This window comes from Lachnoclostridium sp. An138, from assembly GCF_002160765.1.
GTDB classification, from domain to species: Bacteria; Bacillota; Clostridia; order Lachnospirales; family Lachnospiraceae; genus Laedolimicola; species Laedolimicola faecalis.
The window spans coordinates 49,226-68,037 of record NZ_NFLF01000006.1 but is presented as its reverse complement, the minus strand read 5'-3'; the positions used below and the strand labels follow the sequence as shown (position 1 = coordinate 68,037).

Below are 18,812 nucleotides of genomic sequence, written 5' to 3'. Positions count from 1 at the left end.
GTTACAGACATATTTTGCAGAAAAAATGTGGAATACGGCTGGTGGATTCTGTATATAATGGAAACAGTACAGGATACAGGAGGACAAGACTATGGCAAGACCCAGAACGAAAGCAAGAAAATCTTATGAAGAGCTTCTTGAGGAAAACGCGGAAAAGATCCGGAAACATACGGAAGTCCTGCAGGCCCTGGAGAAGGAACGCAAGGAACTCCAGGCGGCAAAACGGGACGAGGAGATGGCAGAGCTCTACCGGTACATGCAGGAGAGAGGGATTTCTGCCCAGGAGCTCCTGGAAAGCCTTAAGGAGAGACAGCCGGACGAGATGGCATCCTAGACGATTTGCAGGCCGGCAGAAGAATGAAAAGCACAGCCCCGGACGCGGATTTCCGGCCTGCGGGAACGGGCTGTGCTTTTTTTGTTATTTTTGTTACTTTTCTCCTTTGTGAAACGTGTTATCAGTGAAAGGGCCTTTCAAAGTAACAAGAAAACGAGGAACTGGTTATGAGACAATCGCTGGAAGAACTGATTGAAGCTTATCAGAAAAGCCTGTATGCGGCGGCATTTAATATTTGCAGAAACACGGATGACGCCAATGACGTGGTTCAGGATACTTTCATTCAGTATTATACAACTAAAAAGCAATTTCAGGATGAGGAGCATCTGAAGGCATGGCTGCTGCGGGTGGCAATCAACCGGGCAAAAGATATTTCCCGCTCCTTCTGGAAAAAGAACAGACTGTCCATAGAGGACTATGCGGATGCGGTTCCGTTTGAAAGCAGGGAAGAAACCGGTCTTTTTGAAGCGGTTATGCGGCTTCCTGAAAAATACCGGGAGGTGATTCACCTGTATTATTATGAAGACCTTTCCATAAAAGAAACCGCCCGGATTCTCCGAATAACGGAAGGCAGTGTAAAGATGCGGTTGTCCAGAGGACGGAGTTTCCTGCGGGATGTATTTAAGGAGGAAGAATCATGACGGACAAAGAACAGTATAAAAAAGTTTTTGACAAAGTGGCTTCCTTCGGAATGGAGCCTTTGGAGGTATATAGACTGATGCAGAAAAAGAGAAAACATACTTATATCCATAAAGCCGCTGCCGCGGCGGCAGCGGCAGCCCTGATTGTGTGCAGCACCGGAGTGGCCTACGCGGCAAACGTGGGAGGAATTCAGCGCACAATTCAGCTGTGGGTTCACGGAGATCAGACAAACGCCGAGCTTGTAATAGAAGACGGGAATTACAGCTACAGCGTGTCTTACCAGGAGGACGGATCGGCACAGACGATATCCGGCGGAGGCGTGGCCATAGAAGATGATGGAACCGAACGGCCCCTTACGGAAGAGGAGATCATGACGGAACTGTACATGCCGGAAGTGGAGTACAAAGAGGACGGAACTGTCTGGGTATACTATTACAATCAGAAAATAGATGTCACGGATTCCTTTGAGGACGGCGTCTGCTACGTCAAATTGGTAAACGGAGATGAAACACGTTATCTGACGATCAAATATGACGACGGATATTCCGTAAGCAGCCAAAAGTATCCTTCCCCGGATTCCTTTAACTGACAGAAATCACAGGAAAATACAGCAGAAAAGGGAAAGAAGAAAAGCACATAAAGCATGAAAAGTACGAAAAGCACAGCCTTCAGGCGCCGGCTCCGGTTTGCGCAGTTGCAGGGTTGTGCTTTTTCGCGGAGATGTGGTATAATGTCGCCAGACATTATACCGCGCCGCGGCGCTGGCGGGAAAGGAGGAGCCTCATGACCTGTAAGGAAGCAGAACAGATGATTATGCCTTATATCAACGATGAGCTGACGGACAAGGAACTGGAGGCTTTTCTTGAGCATGTGTGCAGCTGCGGCTCCTGCTATGAGGAGCTGGAGATTTATTATACGATCTATGCGGGCCTTGCGCAGCTGGACGGAGAAAATGAAGGCCAGGACATGCGCAATCTTCTGCAGGAAGCCCTGTACATCTCTGAGCAGAGAGTCAGGGGAAGGAAGCTTTTTAATGTTTTTTATACCTTTTCCCAGGTGCTGGCGATGGCGGCGCTGACAGTGATAATAGTGACGGAGATTTTGAATTTATGAGTGAAAAGATACTGCTGGTGGATGGACACAGCATTATAAACCGCGCGTTTTACGGTGTGACGAACCTGACCAATTCGGAAGGGCTCCACACGAATGCCATTTTTGGCTTTTTGAATACGCTTTTCAAGGTTCTGGACGAGGAAAAGCCGGATTATCTGACGGTGGCTTTCGATGTGAAGGCGCCGACTTTTCGTCATAAGCTTTATGATGCCTACAAGGGAACGAGAAAGCCCATGCCGGAGGAGCTTCACGAGCAGGTTCCGGTTTTGAAGGACGTGCTTCACGCGATGGGGATCGCCACTATGGAGAAGGCCGGGCTGGAAGCAGATGACCTGCTGGGAACTGTGGCAAAGCGCAGCGAAAAGAAAGGCATGGAGGTCACAGTGCTTTCGGGAGACCGGGATCTTCTTCAGCTGGCCACGGATCATATCCGGGTCAGGCTGCCGAAGACGAAGGGCGGTGTTACGGAGACGGAAAACTATTATACTCAGGATGTTATAGACCGTTACCAGGTCACGCCCCTTCAGATTATTGAGCTGAAGGCTCTGATGGGCGATTCTTCGGACAATATTCCCGGAGTGCCGGGAATTGGAGAGAAGACAGCCACAAATCTGATTGTCCAGTACGGCAGTATTGAGAACGCGTACGCCCATGTGGAAGAGATCAGGCCCAACCGGGCCAGGGAAGCGCTGAAGGCCCACTATGATATGGCGCAGATGAGCAAGACGCTGGCGACGATTGACATTGACTGTGATTACGACTATGACTGGGAGGCGGCCCGTCTTGGGAATATTTATACGGAGGAAGCCTATCAGCTTTTGAAGAAGCTGGAGTTTAAAAATATGCTTTCCCGTTTTTCTGTGGAGGCGCCTGCCAATGAAAAAATCGAAAAGAGTTTTCGGCTCATAGAGGATCTGGGAGAAGCGGAGAATCTTCTGAGCCGGGCAGAGGGCGCGGGGCGCCTGGCTTTTGCTCTCCTGCGGGAAGACGGACAAGTGCTGGCTCTCTCTTTGACTTTTTCAGAAGAGGAGACCTGTCTGGTTCCGGTTCAGGGCTTTGTGACGGAGGAATGGCTTCTTGGCCGTCTGCTCCGTGCTCTTGAGGGAGCGAAAGAAGCGGACTGCCTCAGGCTGAAGGAAGAGCTTCCCTGTCTGGAGGCGGCTTTGGAAGGAAAGGAAGTGCTCTTTGGCCGGGAGGAGGAAAAGACCTTTCTGGACGCGGAGATCGCGGCCTATCTTTTGAATCCTCTGAAGGACAGCTATTCCGTGGAGGAGCTGGCAAAGGAGTATCTGGATCTTTCGGTTCCTTCCCGCGCGGAACTTTTTGGGAAAGAGAGCCTCGCAAAGGCTGCGGAGGAGAAGCCCGGCGTTTTCCTGACCTACGGCGGCTATTTCAGTTATGTTCTGTACCACTCCATGCCGGTGCTTCTTGAACGTCTCCGGAAGACCGGAATGGAGAAGCTTTATCGGGAAATGGAGATGCCGCTGGTCTTTACGCTGTACCGCATGGAGAGGGCCGGGGTCCGCGTGGACGCAGAGGCTTTGAAAGCATACGGGGATGAACTTGCCCTGCGGATCGGAGAGCTGGAGAAAAAGATTTATGAGGAGGCCGGAGAGACCTTCAATATCAATTCGCCCAAGCAGCTTGGCGTAATCCTGTTTGACAAAATGGGAATGAAAGGCGGGAAAAAGACCAAGACCGGATATTCCACTTCGGCGGATGTACTGGAGAAGCTGGCTCCGGATTATCCCATTGTGGCTGACATTCTGGAGTACCGGCAGCTTGCAAAGCTGAAATCCACCTATGCGGACGGCCTGGCTGCCTATATCGGAGAAGACGAGCGGATTCATACCACCTTCCAGCAGACCATTACAGCCACGGGACGCCTGAGCAGCGTGGAGCCGAACCTGCAGAATATTCCCATCCGCATGGAGCTGGGAAGAAGAATCCGGAAAGTCTTCATTCCCGCGGAAGGAACCATCCTGGTGGATGCGGATTATTCCCAGATTGAGCTGCGCGTGCTGGCCCATATGTCCGGGGATGAGCATCTGATTCAGGCTTACCGGGAAGCTCAGGATATCCACCGGTTGACTGCTTCCCAGGTATTTCACGTGCCCTTTGATGAAGTGACGCCTCTTCAGCGAAGAAACGCGAAAGCCGTGAATTTCGGAATCGTGTATGGAATCAGTTCCTTCGGCCTTTCTCAGGATCTGAGCATCACAAGAAAGGAAGCCCAGGAATACATCCAGAAATACTTTGAAACCTATCCGAAAATCAAGGAATTCCTGGACGGCTGTGTGGAAAAGGCAAAGCAGGAAGGGTATGCGGAGACCATGTTTGGACGCAGAAGGCCGGTTCCGGAGCTGAAATCTTCGAATTTTATGCAGAGATCCTTTGGAGAACGGGTGGCTATGAACGCTCCGATCCAGGGTACAGCCGCGGATATTATCAAGATTGCCATGAACCGCGTAGACCGGAGACTGCGGGCAGAGGGCTTAAAATCCCGCCTGCTGCTCCAGGTGCACGACGAGCTTCTGGTGGAGGCTGAGACAGGGGAGCTTTCCAGAGTAAAAGAAATTCTGGCAGAAGAGATGCAGGGAGCGGCGGAGCTTTCCGTGCCGCTGGAAATCGATATGAAGCAGGGGATGAACTGGTATGAAGCCCACTGATGAAAGCGGCAGTATGAAAATCATCGGAATTACAGGCGGCGTGGGAGCGGGAAAAAGCACAGTGCTGCAATTTCTCGCAGGTCTTCCGGGCGTGCGGGTGGAGGAGGCCGACCGGGCCGGCCATCTGGTCATGGAGCCTGGGACAGAAGCCTTCCGGAAAATCCGAGAGCATTTTGGGACAGGAATCCTGGGAAAGGACGGCAGAATTGATCGGCCGGTCCTGTCCCGGATCGTTTTTTCAGACAGGCGGGAGCTTTCCTGGCTGAACAGCGTGATTCATCCGGCAGTAAAGGAGTGGTTCCGCCGGGAGACAGAAAAAGAGCGGAAGAAAGCCAAGATCAGGCTTTTTGTCATAGAGGCGGCCCTTCTGATAGAGGATCATTATGAGGAGCTTTGCGAAGAATTCTGGTATATCTATACAGCCCCGGAGCTTCGAAGAGAAAGACTGAAAGCATCCAGAGGCTATCCGGATGAAAAGATTGATTCCATTTTTCGAAACCAGCAGACAGACGCACAGTTCCGGGCCTGCTGCCGGGAAGTGATAGATAACAGCGGAAGTCCGGAGGAGACGCTCATTCAGGTCAAGAGACTGCTGGAGAAAAAAGGATTATACGAAGGAAAAGGAGAGTCATAAAAATGAGAATGTGCAGTATCGCCAGCGGAAGCAGCGGCAACTGTATTTATGTGGGCTCAGGCAGTCATCATCTTCTGATTGACGCGGGGATCAGCGGAAAACGGGTGGAAGCAGGGCTAAAGGAGCTACAGCTTTCCGGAAAGGATATAGACGGGATTCTGCTGACCCATGAACATTCCGACCATATCAAGGGACTGGGAGTTCTGTCCAGAAAATACGACATTCCGATTTATGCCACGCCGGGGACGGCGGAAGCTGTGAAGGCTATGAGCAGTCTGGGAAAAATCGATGGAGAACTGTTCCGGGAGATTCACGCGGACCAGGATTTTCAGATAGGAGATCTTCTGATTTCGCCCTTTCATATTTCCCATGACGCGGCAGAACCGGTGGCTTACCGGATTGCGTGCGGCGAAAAGAAAATGGCAGTTGCCACAGACCTGGGCGTCTATACAGATTATACCATTGAGCATCTGAAAGGACTGGATGTCCTGCTTCTGGAAGCCAACCACGATATCCATATGCTGCAGGTGGGAGGTTATCCTTATTACCTGAAACAAAGGATTTCCGGGGATCTGGGCCACCTCTCCAATGAGACGGCGGGAAAACTTCTGTGCCAGGTGCTGCATGATGACCTGAAAGCGATTATGCTGGGACATCTGAGTAAGGAAAACAACTACGCGGAACTGGCCTATGAGACGGTGAAACTGGAACTGGCCCTTGGAGATACCCCTTATAAGCCGGAGGATTTTCCGCTCAGCGTGGCAAGCCGTGAGGAACGGTCGGCCTGTATTGAGATTTAATTGCTATCATTACATAGAGATAAATAAAGGAGGAGCGTTATGAAAAGAACCATTATTACCGTAGTAGGAAAGGATGCAGTGGGAATCATTGCAAAGGTGTGCACGTATCTTGCACAGAACGGAGTGAATATCCTGGATATCTCACAGACCATCGTGCAGGGCTTTTTCAATATGATGATGATTGTGGACACGGGCAATGTGAAATCCTTTGAGAATCTGTCCCATGAGCTGGAGCAGATCGGAGATGAGATCGGCGTGGTAATCAAATGCCAGCATGAAGAGATCTTTGACCGGATGCACCGGATTTAACGAAAGATTCGAAAGGAGCTGCCATGATTAATTTATATGAAGTAAGAGAAACGAATCAGATGATAGAGCAGGATAATCTGGATGTGCGGACCATTACGCTGGGAATCAGCCTGATGGACTGCATCGATGCGGATCTGGACTGCCTGAATCAGAAGATATACGATAAGATTACGACAGTGGCAAGGGATCTGGTGCAGACCGGCCAGGCTATTGAACGGGATTACGGAATCCCCATTGTAAATAAGAGAATTTCCGTGACTCCCATCGCTCTTGTGGGCGAGGCGGCCTGCAAATCTCCGGAGGATTATGTGACGATTGCAGAGACTCTGGATCGGGCGGCCAAGGAAGTGGGCGTCAATTTCATCGGCGGATATTCCGCGCTGGTATCCAAGGGTATGACAAAGGGCGAGGAGAATCTGATCCGTTCCATTCCGGAAGCGCTGGCAAAGACGGACCGGGTATGCAGCTCTGTCAATGTGGGTTCCACAAAGACGGGCATCAATATGGACGCGGTGCGTCTGATGGGCGAGATGATTGTAAAGACAGCGGAATGCACAAAGGAAAAGGATTCCCTGGGCTGCGCGAAGCTTGTGGTATTCTGCAACGCGCCGGACGACAATCCCTTTATGGCAGGAGCGTTCCACGGCGTGACCGAGGCGGACGCCATCATCAATGTGGGCGTCAGCGGACCAGGCGTAGTAAAGCATGCGCTGACTAAGGTGCGCGGAGAAAGCTTTGAGGTCCTCTGCGAGACGATCAAAAAGACGGCTTTCAAAGTGACCCGTGTAGGCCAGCTGGTAGCGCAGGAAGCGTCCAGGCGTCTGGGGGTTCCCTTTGGCATTGTAGATCTTTCCCTTGCGCCGACTCCTGCCATTGGAGACAGCGTGGCTGAGATTCTGGAAGAGATTGGCCTGGAGCGCTGCGGAGCGCCGGGTACGACGGCGGCTCTTGCCATGCTGAATGATCAGGTGAAAAAGGGCGGAGTGATGGCTTCCTCCTATGTGGGAGGCTTGAGCGGAGCCTTTATTCCGGTCAGCGAGGATCAGGGGATGATCGACGCTGTGAAGGCCGGAGCCCTGACCCTGGAGAAGCTGGAGGCCATGACCTGCGTCTGCTCTGTGGGACTGGATATGATTGCGGTTCCGGGAGATACAAAGCCCAGCACGATTTCCGGAATCATTGCGGATGAGATGGCCATTGGCATGGTCAATCAGAAGACTACGGCAGTCCGCCTGATTCCTGTCATCGGAAAAGGCGTGGGCGAGATGGTGGAATTCGGCGGCCTTCTGGGATACGCGCCGATTATGCCGGTGAATCAGTTCTCCTGTGAGGCCTTTGTAAGCCGTAAGGGGCGGATTCCCGCGCCCATTCATTCTTTTAAAAATTAAATGCTGCGTAACGTGGCGCCTTCCGCTGCCGGGAAAAGAGAAACATACAGGCTCAGGCTGCGGAAGGCGGCTTTTATGCTGGAAAAGTTCGGATTACGGAGGATAAGATGAAAACATACACACATCTGGTTTTTGATATAGATGGGACAATTATTGATTCTGCGAGGATTAATATGCTTTCTCTTCAGGAGACGGTGCGAGAACTGAGAGGTGAGGTCATGCCCCTGGAGGATTTGTATTTTTCCTTTGGCATACCCGGCATCCGGGCCATGGAAATTCTGGGTTTTTCTCAGCCGGCAGAAGCGCTGAAGGTATGGATACGCAATTATACGGCATATTCCGAACGGCTCGGCATGCCTCTGTTTCCGGGGATGCGGGAAATTCTGGAGCAGCTTCGGAAAAGAGGGGCTTCACTGGGCATCATTACCTCAAAGCTCCGGGAAGAGTATGACGATCATTTTGGAAAACAAGGACTGCTGGAACTGTTTCCCTGTGTGGTGACGGCCAGCGATACGCCAAAGGGCAAGCCCTATCCCGATCCCATGCTGGAATACCTGAAGCGAAGCGGCGCGGCGCCGGAGGAAGTGCTGTATTTTGGCGATACGGCCTATGATATGGACTGCGCCAGAGCAGCTGGCGTGGATCATGCGCTGGTGCTTTGGGGCTGCCTGAATCCGGAAGGAATTGAGGCTACCTACCGGCTGGAGCAGGTGGAAGACGTTTTGCAGTTCGCCGGACAGACCGCTCAGCGGCACAGCGGCTCCTGACGCGGCGGCCGGGACAGAACGGAAAGAAAACGCAGAAGCAGAAGTTAAGGGCAGGTAAGGGCAGGGGATAAGCTTTTTATGTGTTCTCAGGGCGCCAGAATGGGGGAGCGTGTGAACTCATGAATCAGGGGCGCGCCGTTTCGGTTTGCTTTGACTGCTTCGTATACGTGGGCAGCGAAAATGTCTTCTGCAAAAAGACGGAGCTGTTCCGAAGTGAGAATATGAGAGGCATCCGCCGCTTTTACAAGAAGCGGAGAGGAGCCTCTTTTTTTGATTTCTCCCAGAAGCGGGCGGGCGGTTTCCCGAAAGCCCAGCACGCGCAGATATACAGGCCAGCCTGCGGCCTTGCGCGCGTCCAGCTCTGTCTGTTTCAGATTCAGCAGGATATGGCACAGGGCGCGGGTGACGCGGGTGTGGGTGAGCTGGCGCGTCTTCAGAAGATCCGCGAATTCCTCTGCGGACGTGAACTGAAAGCGGCAGTTTCCCATCCGCGCCGCCAGATCTTCCCCCACATCCTGGAAAGCTGCCAGAGCTTCCCGTGGCAGTGACAGGAGAAGATAAGACAGAACAGAAGAAAAATCATTCAGCCGCACCGGACCGGAGGCTGCCAGAGCTGTTCTTAAAAGCTTTTCAGAAAACAGCGGAAGCTGCGCCAGGACAGGGCTCGAGAGCCCGGATGAGGGCTGTTCTGACAACTGCTCAGAGGCGGACCGCCCGGATGAGAACTGTTCAGAAGCAGACTGCCCGGAGACGGACTGCCCGGGATACCGAGCTTGCTTTGATCCCCTGTATACAGCATGCCGGATCGCGGAGGCCGAAGCCATCTCGGCATCCAGCGACAGATCGTGGTAGCCGGCGGAACGCCGGCGGAGTGTCAGAGGACGGATAGAGCTCTTCCTGCCAAGAAGAGCGCGGCAGTATTCGATGCCCAGGATATTGTTGGGTTCATCCAGAAGGGAAGGGGCCCGGCGGCAGTCTGCGTCATCGGAACAGCAGGGCAGAATCCGTTCAGTCAGATTCCGGTATTCTTCCGCAGCCCGGCTTCTGGCAGCCGGAAAGCTGAAGCCCTGCCGCAGAAAATCCTGCAGAAAGGCCCTGTAGGCAGGCGGCTCTTCTTCAAAAAGCCGGGCATAGGACAGAAGCGTATCCAGATCGCCGGACTCGCTTCCAAAGCAAAGAAAGTCCACACAGCCCAGAGCCTCCAGAACCGAGACGGCTCCCTGGGCAAAAGCCTCCGCGCTTCCCACAGCGTAAGAAACGGGAAGTTCGATCACAAGGTCTGCACCCGCCCGCAGGGCCATTTCCGCCCGCACATATTTGTCCACGATGGCTGGGTATCCCCGCTGTACGAAATCGCCGCTCATGACGATGACAGCGTAATCCGCGCCGGAGAGCTCCTTTGCTTTCTGAAGCTGGTAGGCGTGGCCTTTGTGGAAAGGATTGTATTCTGCGATGATTCCGACAGTTTTCATGGGCGGCTCCTTTGCTGTTGTTTATGATTGAAAATATAGTTTATCTTAGCACAGAGCAGGAGGAGAGACAAGGGAGAACCTGTTTATAGCAAAGCGTATGGAAAAGAGGAAAGACATATGGTAATATAATGACAGATCCTGAAAAGGCCGGACCTGCCGGCTGTTTTCAGAAAAATGGAGAATTAAGGCGGGAAAACTGGAATGGAAGAACTGAGAGAACAGATGCTGGCGGAACAGGCGGAGCGGATTGCGCGTCTGCAGATGAGAAATGAAATCCGGATGGCGGGACTTGTGATTTGGGGAGTCCTCCTGCTGGGATGGCTGATTGTCTGGTTTATAAAACTGATGCGGGATATCCGAAGGTCGGAAGCGATGTGCTCCGGGGAAATCTCCTTTACCTGTGAAACCTGCGGACATTCCTTCTGTGTTCCGGCAGATTATCTGGTCAGACATCCGTTTATGTTTCGCAAGTCTGTCTATAAGGGAAATGGAATGACAGGAAGAACGGTCCGCCAGTCCGGAAGGCTGTTCTGCCCGTCCTGTCAGAAAAAGACCTGGTGCAGACAGGATATGGAAGAGTCGGCCCGGATTGGCATGAGCGGCTTTGGTGAGGCTTTGAGAAAGGACGGGCTCAGATTTCTGGCGGGCGCGGTGGTGCTGCTTGCAGCAGGAGGCATCTTTTTTACAGTGTTAAATATTGTGTTTTAACAGGCATTTACAGGGAGAGAGGGAAATGAGAGAAAGCGCAAAAAATGGACGAAAAATATGTTTCTTCCCTACGCTCCTTTTGGGAAAGACTATATGATGTACCGGTTTCAGAACAGATGCCTGGAGCTTCCGGATCTTGATTATCCGGACAGGTTAATGTATATTTATTTCAATACAAGCGGAACAACACCGTCATATTGGGAAGGTGAAAGTACGGCCGTAAGTGCTGACGCGCTGGCACAGGCTTGCAGCCCGCTGCGGAAGCATCTCTGCGTTTGAAGAGCGGATGTAGAAAAGTAAGAGCTACATTGAAACACATGGAAGGTTCTATGGCAGATTGGGGATATTGCGAAGGGGGAGAAGATATGAATAATTTGGGCATGGGAATTTTGTTTCTTTGTTTTTCGCTTTTTTTAAGATATTATTCTCCAAGGGAAAAAGGAAATATGCTGGGCTATAAATCACCTCAGCAGGGGATGCGCAGAAATGTATGGTTTTGGTCCAACAGATGCTTTGGAAAGCTGGCTCTGGCCGGCTCTGCAGTGTATCTTGCAGCTAGTATTATTCTGTTGATTCTGGGAAAAACAGAAATGGCTTATAAACTTAATCTATATATTATACCATATCTTTTGTTCAGCACTGGAGTGACGGAAATTTACACCTTCATCAGGGTACGCCGTAAAGATGAAACGGGTAACCGTGCTTTATATCCGCACGAAGACAGAAAAACACCAGAAAGGAACGAAAAATAATGGACATCACCCTGCATTACATAGAAGAAGGGACAGGGACCCCGCTGCTCCTGTTACATGGTAATGGAGAAGACGGAACATATTTTAAGCATCAGCTTGCGTATTTTTCGAAAAAATACAGAGTAATTGCGGTGGATACGCGGGGACACGGACAGTCCCCGCGGGGAGCGGCGCCCTTTACCATCAGCCAGTTTGCGGAGGATCTGAATGCATTTCTGGAGCAGAGAGATATCTCAAAGGCCGTTATCCTGGGGTTTTCTGACGGAGCCAACATCGCCATGCGCTTTGCGATGAAGCATCCGGAGAAGGTGGAAGCGCTGATATTGAACGGAGGCAATCTGAATGCGAGGGGTGTAAAGGCTTCTGTGCAGATTCCGATTGAGCTTGGGTACCGGATGACAAAGCTTTTTTCCAGAATATCAGAAAAGGCCAGAAAGAATCATGAGATGCTGGCTCTCATGGTCGATGATCCGAATATAGAACCCTCGGAGCTGAAAGAGATTCATGTTCCCACGCTCGTAATTGCAGGGACCGAGGATATGATCAAAGAAGAACACACAAAGCTTCTGGCAGCAGTAATTCCGGGCGCGGAGCTGAAGTTTGTGAAAGGCGGTCATTTTGTGGCTGCGAAAGCGTCCGAAGAATTTAATGCGGCAGTGGATTTGTTTTTGGAGAGAGTGCTTTGAGATGGCGGAAAGCAGAGAACTACAGGCCGGCAGCAGCGGAACCGGCGGAGGAAACGAAAGCAATCACGGAAAAGATTGATGTATCAGACATTCCGCCAGAGGAAGCAGCTATGCGTATCGCCAATCTGGGAAAGGAGCAGGTACATTGTGGAAAAAAGGATTGCCCGGAAAGTAACGCCGGATGAGGACGGCATGATGCTGGGAAAGTTTCTGCGTTTCTGCATGTCCTTAAGTAAAAAGGAGATCAGCCGGTCGAAATTTCTGGAAAACGGAATCTGTGTCAACGGAGAGAGAAAGAAGGTTACGGCTGTCCTGAAAGCAGAAGACATTGTGGAGGTGCGGCTGGGGGCAGGAGAAGACACTTCCCCGCAGCTTCGTTCCTCAGAGAAAGAACTGAACATCCTTTATGAAGACGGGGATGTAATTGTTCTGAATAAGCCTGCGGGACTTTCGGTCCATCCGGCAGGCAGAAAATCATGGGAAGGAGACACGCTGGCAAACCGTCTGGCCTTCTATCTCCGGAATAAAGGAGAAGACAGCATAATCCGTATCTTCGGACGGCTGGATAAGGATACTTCGGGTGTGGTTCTGGCAGCCAAAAGCCGGGCGGCGGCTGGGCGATTGGAAGGACAGCGGGAGAATGGCATTTTGAAAAAGACTTACCTGGCAGTCTGCCAGGGGGTGCCCCCGGAGAAGGAAGGAGAGATCTGCGCTCTGCTCGCCCCGGTACCGGAGGACAGAAGACGGATGCGCGTCTCAGAAGACGGAAAATCCGCGAAAACGCATTATCAGGTCCTGAAGACCTGGGAAGACAGCCGGGAACCGGAAGACGAAGGTGTCTGTGGAGGACAAGGCAGGAGCAGACGGAGATCCCGGTATTCTCTTGTCCGTCTCAGGCTGGAGACCGGCCGTATGCATCAGATACGGGTTCACATGGCTTATATCGGATGCCCGCTTCTGGGAGATCCCTTATACGGAAAAGGGCTGCATTGGGACACAGGCAGAACAGAAGAACCGAAAGAAACAGGGCTGATAGGCCGGACAGCCCTTCATGCGGCGGAGCTTGCGTTTTTTCAGCCCTTTACAGGGAAAGAACTTCGGATTTCGGCTCCTGTACCAAAAGACATTGCCAGAATCCTTGAATTTGTGGTAGAATAGACCGGGCTGCAGGATTCTGCGAATGACGGCAGAAGGGAATGCCGAAAGCCAGGGCAGGATCGGGCTGCAGCCGGGAAATGCGGCGCGGACGCAAGGGAAAAGCGTCGGCAAAGAGAGGATTTATGGGAAAATCATTATATATTGCCGAGAAGCCCAGTGTGGCGCAGGAGTTTGCAAAGGCGTTGAAGCTGAATACTTCACGCCGGGACGGATATCTGGAAGGCGAAGACAGCATTGTGACCTGGTGCGTGGGTCATCTGGTGACCATGAGTTACCCGGAGGTTTACGATGAAAAATATAAGAAATGGAGTCTGGCGACGCTGCCGTTTCTGCCGGAGAAATTCAAATATGAGGTGATTCCCTCGGTAAAGAAGCAGTATGAGATTGTAAAAGGCCTTCTGAACCGTCCGGATGTGGAGACAATCTATGTATGTACCGACTCCGGGCGGGAAGGAGAGTATATCTACCGGCTGGTGGAACAGATGGCAGGCGTTCACGGGAAAAAGCGGAAGCGCGTCTGGATCGATTCGCAGACGGAGGAGGAGATCCTCCGGGGCATTCGGGAAGCAAAGGATCTGTCGGAATATGACAATCTGGCCAGCGCCGCCTATCTGCGTGCCAAGGAAGATTATCTGATGGGTATTAATTTTTCCCGCCTTCTGACCCTGAAATACGGAAATACGATTTCCGGTTATCTGAATACGAAATACACGGTGATTTCTGTAGGACGCGTTATGACCTGTGTGCTGGGCATGGTGGTCCGCAGGGAGAGGGAGATCCGGGAATTTGTCAAAACGCCCTTCTACCGGGTACTGGGAGATTTCGGTCTTCATGGAAGAAAATTTGAAGGAGAATGGCGGGCGGTATCAGGTTCCGTATTCTGTGAACCGCATAAGCTGTATAAGGAAAACGGATTTAAAAAGGAGGAGGACGCAAAAGAGCTGATCCGCTTTTTGGAAGAAGAAAAGCCGGTACAGGCGGCGTTATTTTCCATTGAGCGGAAAAAGGAAAAGAAAAATCCGCCTCTGCTTTTCAATCTGGCGGAACTTCAGAATGAATGCTCCCGGCGCTTCAAGCTGAGCCCCGACGAAACTCTTCGGGTGGTCCAGGAGCTGTATGAAAAAAAGCTTGTGACCTACCCGAGAACGGACGCCCGGGTGCTTTCCACAGCGGTGGCAAAGGAGATAGGGAAAAACCTGTCTGGTCTTCGGTCCTACGGAAAGCTGTCTCAGTATGCATCGGAAGTGCTCGGGGGAACGGCATGGAAGGGGATTGCAAAGACCCGTTACGTCAACGACAAGCAGATCACGGACCACTACGCAATTATTCCCACCGGCCAGGGGCTGGGGGCTTTAAGGAGTCTTTCGCCGGTATCGGAACAGATTTACGAGGTGATAGCCCGGCGGTTTCTGGGAATTTTTTATCCGGCGGCGGAATACCAGAAGGTGCAGCTGGTGACGGAGGTGCGGGGAGAACGGTTCTTCTCCAGTTTCCGGGTGCTGCTTTTGGAAGGCTGGCTGAAGGTGCAGCCTCAGGCTGGCGACAGCGGAAAAAAGAAAACAGACGAAGACGAGACGGAAGATGTGCGCGTGGACGCGGAATTTCTGGAACTTTTAAAGGGGCTCAGGAAAGGGGCGGTCATCGAGACCGGCGGTTTTCGGATCAAAGAAGGCGAGACCTCTCCGCCGAAGCGTTATAATTCCGGTTCTATGATTCTGGCTATGGAAAATGCGGGCCAGCTAATCGAGGATGAGGAGCTGCGGGCCCAGATCAAGGGAAGCGGAATCGGAACCAGCGCGACCCGTGCGGAGATCCTGAAAAAACTTGTGAATAATAAATACATTGCGTTAAATAAAAAGACGCAGATTATCACGCCGACGCTTTTGGGAGAGATGATTTACGATGTGGTGCGGGCTTCCATCTACAGCCTGCTGAATCCGGAGCTGACAGCCAGCTGGGAAAAGGGACTGACACAGATGGCGGAGGGAACCATCACAGAAGAAATATACATGCAGAAGCTCGAAAAATTTATCACTGACAAGACGCAGAATGTGCTGAACGCGGATTACCGGAGGGCCCTGCGCCCCTGTTTTGACGCGTCGGCAGGATTTTATAAGACGGGAGGAGGCTCTCAGAAGAAAGCTGGGGGTACAGATCCGGAAAAGAAAATCAAGAAAAAGGAGCAGGAAAAGAAATGAAAGAACTGGAAGTAAAGGAACTTTATACGCTGTCTGAGACGCTGGCTGCGCCTCTTCTGGAAAGCGTAACCTATCCCTGGGAAGCGCTGGCGAAAATCGGCGCTTTCATTCTGGAGCTTGGCGCGGGATTAAGTGAAGAAGAGTACGAAAAACGCGGGGAAAACATCTGGATTGCCCGCTCTGCCAAAGTAGCGCCTACCGCTTCCATCACAGGACCCTGTATCATCGGCAGGGATACGGAAGTCCGCCACTGCGCGTTCATCCGCGGAAATGCCCTGGTGGGAGACGGGGCTGTGGTCGGAAACTCCACAGAGCTGAAAAACGTGATTCTGTTCAATAAAGTGCAGGTGCCCCATTACAATTATGTGGGAGACTCTATCCTGGGCTATAAAGCCCACATGGGAGCAGGCTCCATCACCTCCAATGTGAAGTCTGACAAGCTCCTGGTGAAGGTGCATACGCCGGAGGGCGACATTGAGACCGGAATCAAGAAATTCGGCGCCATGATTGGCGACGAAGTGGAAGTGGGCTGCGGCTCCGTGCTCAATCCGGGAACCGTCATTGGGAAGAACAGCAATATTTATCCCCTGTCTTCCGTACGGGGCGTGGTTCCGGCCCATTCCATCTATAAAAAGCAGGGCGAGGTAGCAGAGAAGAGATGAGCCGGAGAGAGGCAATGCCTTTTTCGGGCAGCGCGCTGAAATGGTTCGCGGTTTTGATTATGCTTGTGGACCACATCGGGGCCTGTCTGCTGGAGGTCTTTGTGCTGAATTATTACGGCGTCTCACCGCTGGCGGGCAGGATTGACAATCTGTATTTCTGGCTCAGCCTGGATTCGGTTCTGCGCGGAATCGGAAGGGCAGCGTTTCCGATTTTCTGCTTTCTCCTGGTAGAAGGAGCCGTGCATACGCGCAGTCCCCGGAAATACCTGCTGCGACTGGCTTCCTTTGCGCTCATTTCTGAGATCCCGTTTGATCTGGCGCTTCATAATCAGCCGTTTTACTGGGGAACCCAAAATGTATTTTTTACGCTGCTGGCCGGCCTGCTTGTGATTCAGGCTTTTCAGAGATCTCCCGGGCAGGAGTGGAGAGGCATGCTGGCGCTGGCGGTTCTGGGCGCGGCGGCAGAACTGTGCGGGACAGATTACGGGGCCATAGGCGTGGCAGTAATTGCGGTGATGTATCTTCTGCGGGAGCGGTTCTGGGCGGCCTCTGTCCTTTCGCTGATTCTGCTTGTGCTTCTGGCGCGGATTGAGATTTTCAGCATTCCGGCTTTTCTGATTCTTGCGCTGTACAACGGAAAGCGGGGACGCCAGCCGAAATACTTTTTCTATGTGTTTTATCCGGTCCATCTGCTGATTCTCTGGGCGGCCGGAAATTTTGTGCTGCCGGCGCTGCTGTAGGAAGATTTTTTCCTGATATTTCAGGCGGCGCTGCTGTAAAGGACGGCTTCTCTGCTTGACAAATGGGTTTTTGTCCGCTAATATGGTAAAGGTTTGAGTCTTATATAAATTCATAATAGGTTGAATGTTTCTACCAGCTGCCGTAACAGTTGACTATAAGCCTCCCTCCGGGGAGATGCTATATACTGTTCTGGCAGCTGTTTTGGTATCTGCAGAGTATCTGCAGCAGATGAGCAAAGGAGGTATTTGAAATGAGCAAAACAGATGTATTGATTATCGGGGCGGGGCCTGCAGGAATCTTTACGGCTCTGGAGCTTCTGCGAAGGGGAAGCAGAAAGAGCATCACGATTGTAGAAAAAGGAAGGCCGGTGGAAAAGCGTTCCTGTCCGAAGGCAAAGACGAAGAAATGCATGAACTGCAAACCTTACTGCAATATTACCACTGGATTTTCCGGAGCAGGCGCTTTTTCCGACGGCAAGCTGTCTTTAAGCTATGAAGTGGGCGGAGATCTGCCATCCCTGATTGGAGAGGACTTTGCCCAGGAAATGATTCAGTATACGGATCAGATCTATCTGGAATTCGGCGCGGATACAAAGGTGGAAGGCGTTGGAAAGGAAAAGGAGGTAAAAGATATCCGGAAGAGAGCCATTCAGGCCGGCCTGAAGCTGGTAGACTGCCCGATCCGCCATCTGGGAACAGAAAAGGCCCAGGAGATTTATTACCGGATTGAGCAGTATCTGCTGGAAAAGGGCGTGGAGATTCTGTTTGGCTGCCACTGCCGGGATCTGATTGTGGAGAACGATGTCTGTAAAGGGGCTGTACTGGAAGATTCCGCAAAGCATACGAATGAACAGGTGATTTATGCCGATCATGTGATCGTGGCCACCGGCAGAAAAGGAGCAGACTGGCTGGAAAAGCTCTGTGAGCAGCATGATATCGCCCATGTGCCGGGGACCGTGGATATCGGCGTGCGCGTGGAAGTGCGAAACGAGATCATGGAGGATGTAAACAATATTCTCTATGAGTCGAAGCTTATCGGTTATCCGCTGCCCTTTAAGAATAAAGTCCGCACTTTCTGCCAGAATCCGGGCGGTTTTGTCAGCCAGGAAAACTACGATAATGATCTGGCGGTGGTAAACGGCCATTCCTATAAGGACCTGAAATCTCAGAATACCAACCTGGCGATTCTGTGTTCCCACAATTTCACATATCCGTTCAACCAGCCTATTGCTTACGCCCAGAAGGTGGGAGAACTGACGAATATGCTGGGAGACGGGAAGATTCTGGTGCAGCGCTACGGCGATATTCTGGGCGGAAAGCGGACCTGGCAGAAGGAGCTTTCCCAGTCCAATGTCCGTCCCTCTCTGCCGGACGCGGTAGCGGGCGACATCACAGCGGCCATGCCTTACCGGGCCATGACGAATATCATCAATTTTATTCAGGCCGTGGATCATGTGGTGCCCGGCTTTGCGGCCAATGAAACCCTTCTCTATTCTCCGGAGCTGAAATTCTACAGCAACCGGATTAAGATGACACCGGATTTGGTGACGAATATCCGGGGACTTTACTGCCTGGGTGATTCCAGCGGCTGGACCAGAGGACTGATGATGGCTTCCGTCATGGGGGTGCTGATGGGGCGGAAGCTGTCGGAAAATGAGAAAGCTTAAAGATTCGGAAAACTGGGAAAAACGCAGAAAGAGCTGAAGGCATGGGAGAAAAAGAAAATATAAAAAAGGCGGAAATGCCGGAATGGCCTTGCCGGAAGATGCTGAAGTCTGAA

General features: G+C 51.8%; 20 protein-coding genes and 1 riboswitch. Of the genes, 19 read left to right on the top strand and 1 reads right to left on the bottom strand.

Annotated elements, in window-relative coordinates:
• The first annotated feature begins 91 nt into the window (after positions 1 to 91).
• The 10 genes from B5E82_RS06960 (at position 92) to B5E82_RS06915 (ending at position 8,656) form a co-directional block, all read left to right on the top strand.
• Positions 92 to 334: a hypothetical protein gene (locus B5E82_RS06960; protein WP_087306839.1), complete on the top strand. Its 243-nt coding sequence runs from the start codon at positions 92 to 94 to the stop codon at positions 332 to 334.
• A gap of 167 nt (positions 335 to 501) precedes the next feature.
• Positions 502 to 975 (top strand): RNA polymerase sigma factor, encoded by a 474-nt coding sequence (locus tag B5E82_RS06955; RefSeq protein ID WP_087306838.1) that lies wholly within the window; start codon positions 502 to 504, stop codon positions 973 to 975.
• Positions 972 to 1,565, top strand: a complete 594-nt coding sequence (locus tag B5E82_RS06950) for a hypothetical protein (RefSeq protein ID WP_087306837.1) — start codon at positions 972 to 974, stop codon at positions 1,563 to 1,565. The genes B5E82_RS06955 and B5E82_RS06950 overlap by 4 nt, the downstream gene beginning before the upstream one ends.
• 194 nt (positions 1,566 to 1,759) lie before the next feature.
• Positions 1,760 to 2,089 carry an anti-sigma factor family protein gene (locus B5E82_RS06945; protein ID WP_087306836.1) on the top strand — a complete coding sequence of 110 codons (330 nt, stop codon included), beginning with the start codon at positions 1,760 to 1,762 and terminating at the stop codon, positions 2,087 to 2,089.
• Positions 2,086 to 4,758 (top strand): DNA polymerase I, encoded by a 2,673-nt coding sequence (gene polA / locus B5E82_RS06940; RefSeq protein ID WP_087306835.1) that lies wholly within the window; start codon positions 2,086 to 2,088, stop codon positions 4,756 to 4,758. The genes B5E82_RS06945 and polA overlap by 4 nt, the downstream gene beginning before the upstream one ends.
• Positions 4,745 to 5,392, top strand: coding sequence for a dephospho-CoA kinase (gene coaE / locus B5E82_RS06935; RefSeq protein WP_242966263.1), 648 nt, complete (start codon positions 4,745 to 4,747; stop codon positions 5,390 to 5,392). Before polA ends, coaE begins: the two co-directional genes overlap by 14 nt.
• Before the next feature lie 2 nt (positions 5,393 to 5,394).
• Positions 5,395 to 6,192 carry an MBL fold metallo-hydrolase gene (locus tag B5E82_RS06930; protein ID WP_087306834.1) on the top strand — a complete coding sequence of 266 codons (798 nt, stop codon included), beginning with the start codon at positions 5,395 to 5,397 and terminating at the stop codon, positions 6,190 to 6,192.
• A gap of 39 nt (positions 6,193 to 6,231) precedes the next feature.
• Positions 6,232 to 6,501: an ACT domain-containing protein gene (locus B5E82_RS06925; protein WP_087306833.1), complete on the top strand. Its 270-nt coding sequence runs from the start codon at positions 6,232 to 6,234 to the stop codon at positions 6,499 to 6,501.
• A gap of 23 nt (positions 6,502 to 6,524) precedes the next feature.
• Positions 6,525 to 7,889: a PFL family protein gene (locus B5E82_RS06920; RefSeq protein ID WP_087306832.1), complete on the top strand. Its 1,365-nt coding sequence runs from the start codon at positions 6,525 to 6,527 to the stop codon at positions 7,887 to 7,889.
• A 107-nt stretch (positions 7,890 to 7,996) separates the two neighbouring features.
• A complete protein-coding gene (locus tag B5E82_RS06915; protein ID WP_087306831.1) occupies positions 7,997 to 8,656 on the top strand; it encodes an HAD family hydrolase in 660 nt (219 codons plus the stop codon).
• An 86-nt stretch (positions 8,657 to 8,742) separates the two neighbouring features.
• Here the strand turns inward: B5E82_RS06915 and B5E82_RS06910 are convergent, their stop codons facing one another.
• On the bottom strand, positions 8,743 to 10,128 hold the full coding sequence (locus tag B5E82_RS06910) for a tRNA(Met) cytidine acetate ligase (protein WP_087306830.1): 1,386 nt from the start codon (positions 10,126 to 10,128) through the stop codon (positions 8,743 to 8,745).
• Between the two features lie 201 nt (positions 10,129 to 10,329).
• On the opposite strand from B5E82_RS06910, the gene B5E82_RS06905 reads away from it, so the two are divergent.
• The 9 genes from B5E82_RS06905 (at position 10,330) to B5E82_RS06865 (ending at position 18,699) form a co-directional block, all read left to right on the top strand.
• The gene (locus B5E82_RS06905) at positions 10,330 to 10,836 is read left to right on the top strand and encodes a hypothetical protein (RefSeq protein WP_087306829.1); all 507 of its coding nucleotides are present in this window, start codon (positions 10,330 to 10,332) and stop codon (positions 10,834 to 10,836) included.
• A gap of 329 nt (positions 10,837 to 11,165) precedes the next feature.
• Positions 11,166 to 11,588: a hypothetical protein gene (locus B5E82_RS06895; protein WP_140393097.1), complete on the top strand. Its 423-nt coding sequence runs from the start codon at positions 11,166 to 11,168 to the stop codon at positions 11,586 to 11,588.
• Positions 11,588 to 12,274: an alpha/beta fold hydrolase gene (locus tag B5E82_RS06890; RefSeq protein WP_087306826.1), complete on the top strand. Its 687-nt coding sequence runs from the start codon at positions 11,588 to 11,590 to the stop codon at positions 12,272 to 12,274. Before B5E82_RS06895 ends, B5E82_RS06890 begins: the two co-directional genes overlap by 1 nt.
• Positions 12,271 to 12,459 (top strand): hypothetical protein, encoded by a 189-nt coding sequence (locus B5E82_RS18110; protein WP_162610731.1) that lies wholly within the window; start codon positions 12,271 to 12,273, stop codon positions 12,457 to 12,459. The genes B5E82_RS06890 and B5E82_RS18110 overlap by 4 nt, the downstream gene beginning before the upstream one ends.
• Complete coding sequence (locus B5E82_RS06885) at positions 12,422 to 13,432, top strand: RluA family pseudouridine synthase (RefSeq protein ID WP_162610730.1); 1,011 nt, start codon at positions 12,422 to 12,424, stop codon at positions 13,430 to 13,432. Before B5E82_RS18110 ends, B5E82_RS06885 begins: the two co-directional genes overlap by 38 nt.
• Positions 13,433 to 13,554: 122 nt before the next feature.
• The gene (locus B5E82_RS06880) at positions 13,555 to 15,630 is read left to right on the top strand and encodes a DNA topoisomerase (protein WP_087306952.1); all 2,076 of its coding nucleotides are present in this window, start codon (positions 13,555 to 13,557) and stop codon (positions 15,628 to 15,630) included.
• A complete protein-coding gene (locus tag B5E82_RS06875; protein ID WP_087306824.1) occupies positions 15,627 to 16,292 on the top strand; it encodes an acyltransferase in 666 nt (221 codons plus the stop codon). Before B5E82_RS06880 ends, B5E82_RS06875 begins: the two co-directional genes overlap by 4 nt.
• Complete coding sequence (locus tag B5E82_RS06870; protein WP_242966262.1) at positions 16,289 to 17,032, top strand: TraX family protein; 744 nt, start codon at positions 16,289 to 16,291, stop codon at positions 17,030 to 17,032. Before B5E82_RS06875 ends, B5E82_RS06870 begins: the two co-directional genes overlap by 4 nt.
• 80 nt (positions 17,033 to 17,112) lie before the next feature.
• A riboswitch (purine riboswitch) is annotated at positions 17,113 to 17,208 on the top strand.
• Positions 17,209 to 17,283: 75 nt separating this feature from the next.
• Positions 17,284 to 18,699, top strand: a complete 1,416-nt coding sequence (locus B5E82_RS06865) for an NAD(P)/FAD-dependent oxidoreductase (protein WP_087306823.1) — start codon at positions 17,284 to 17,286, stop codon at positions 18,697 to 18,699.
• Positions 18,700 to 18,812 lie beyond the last annotated feature (113 nt).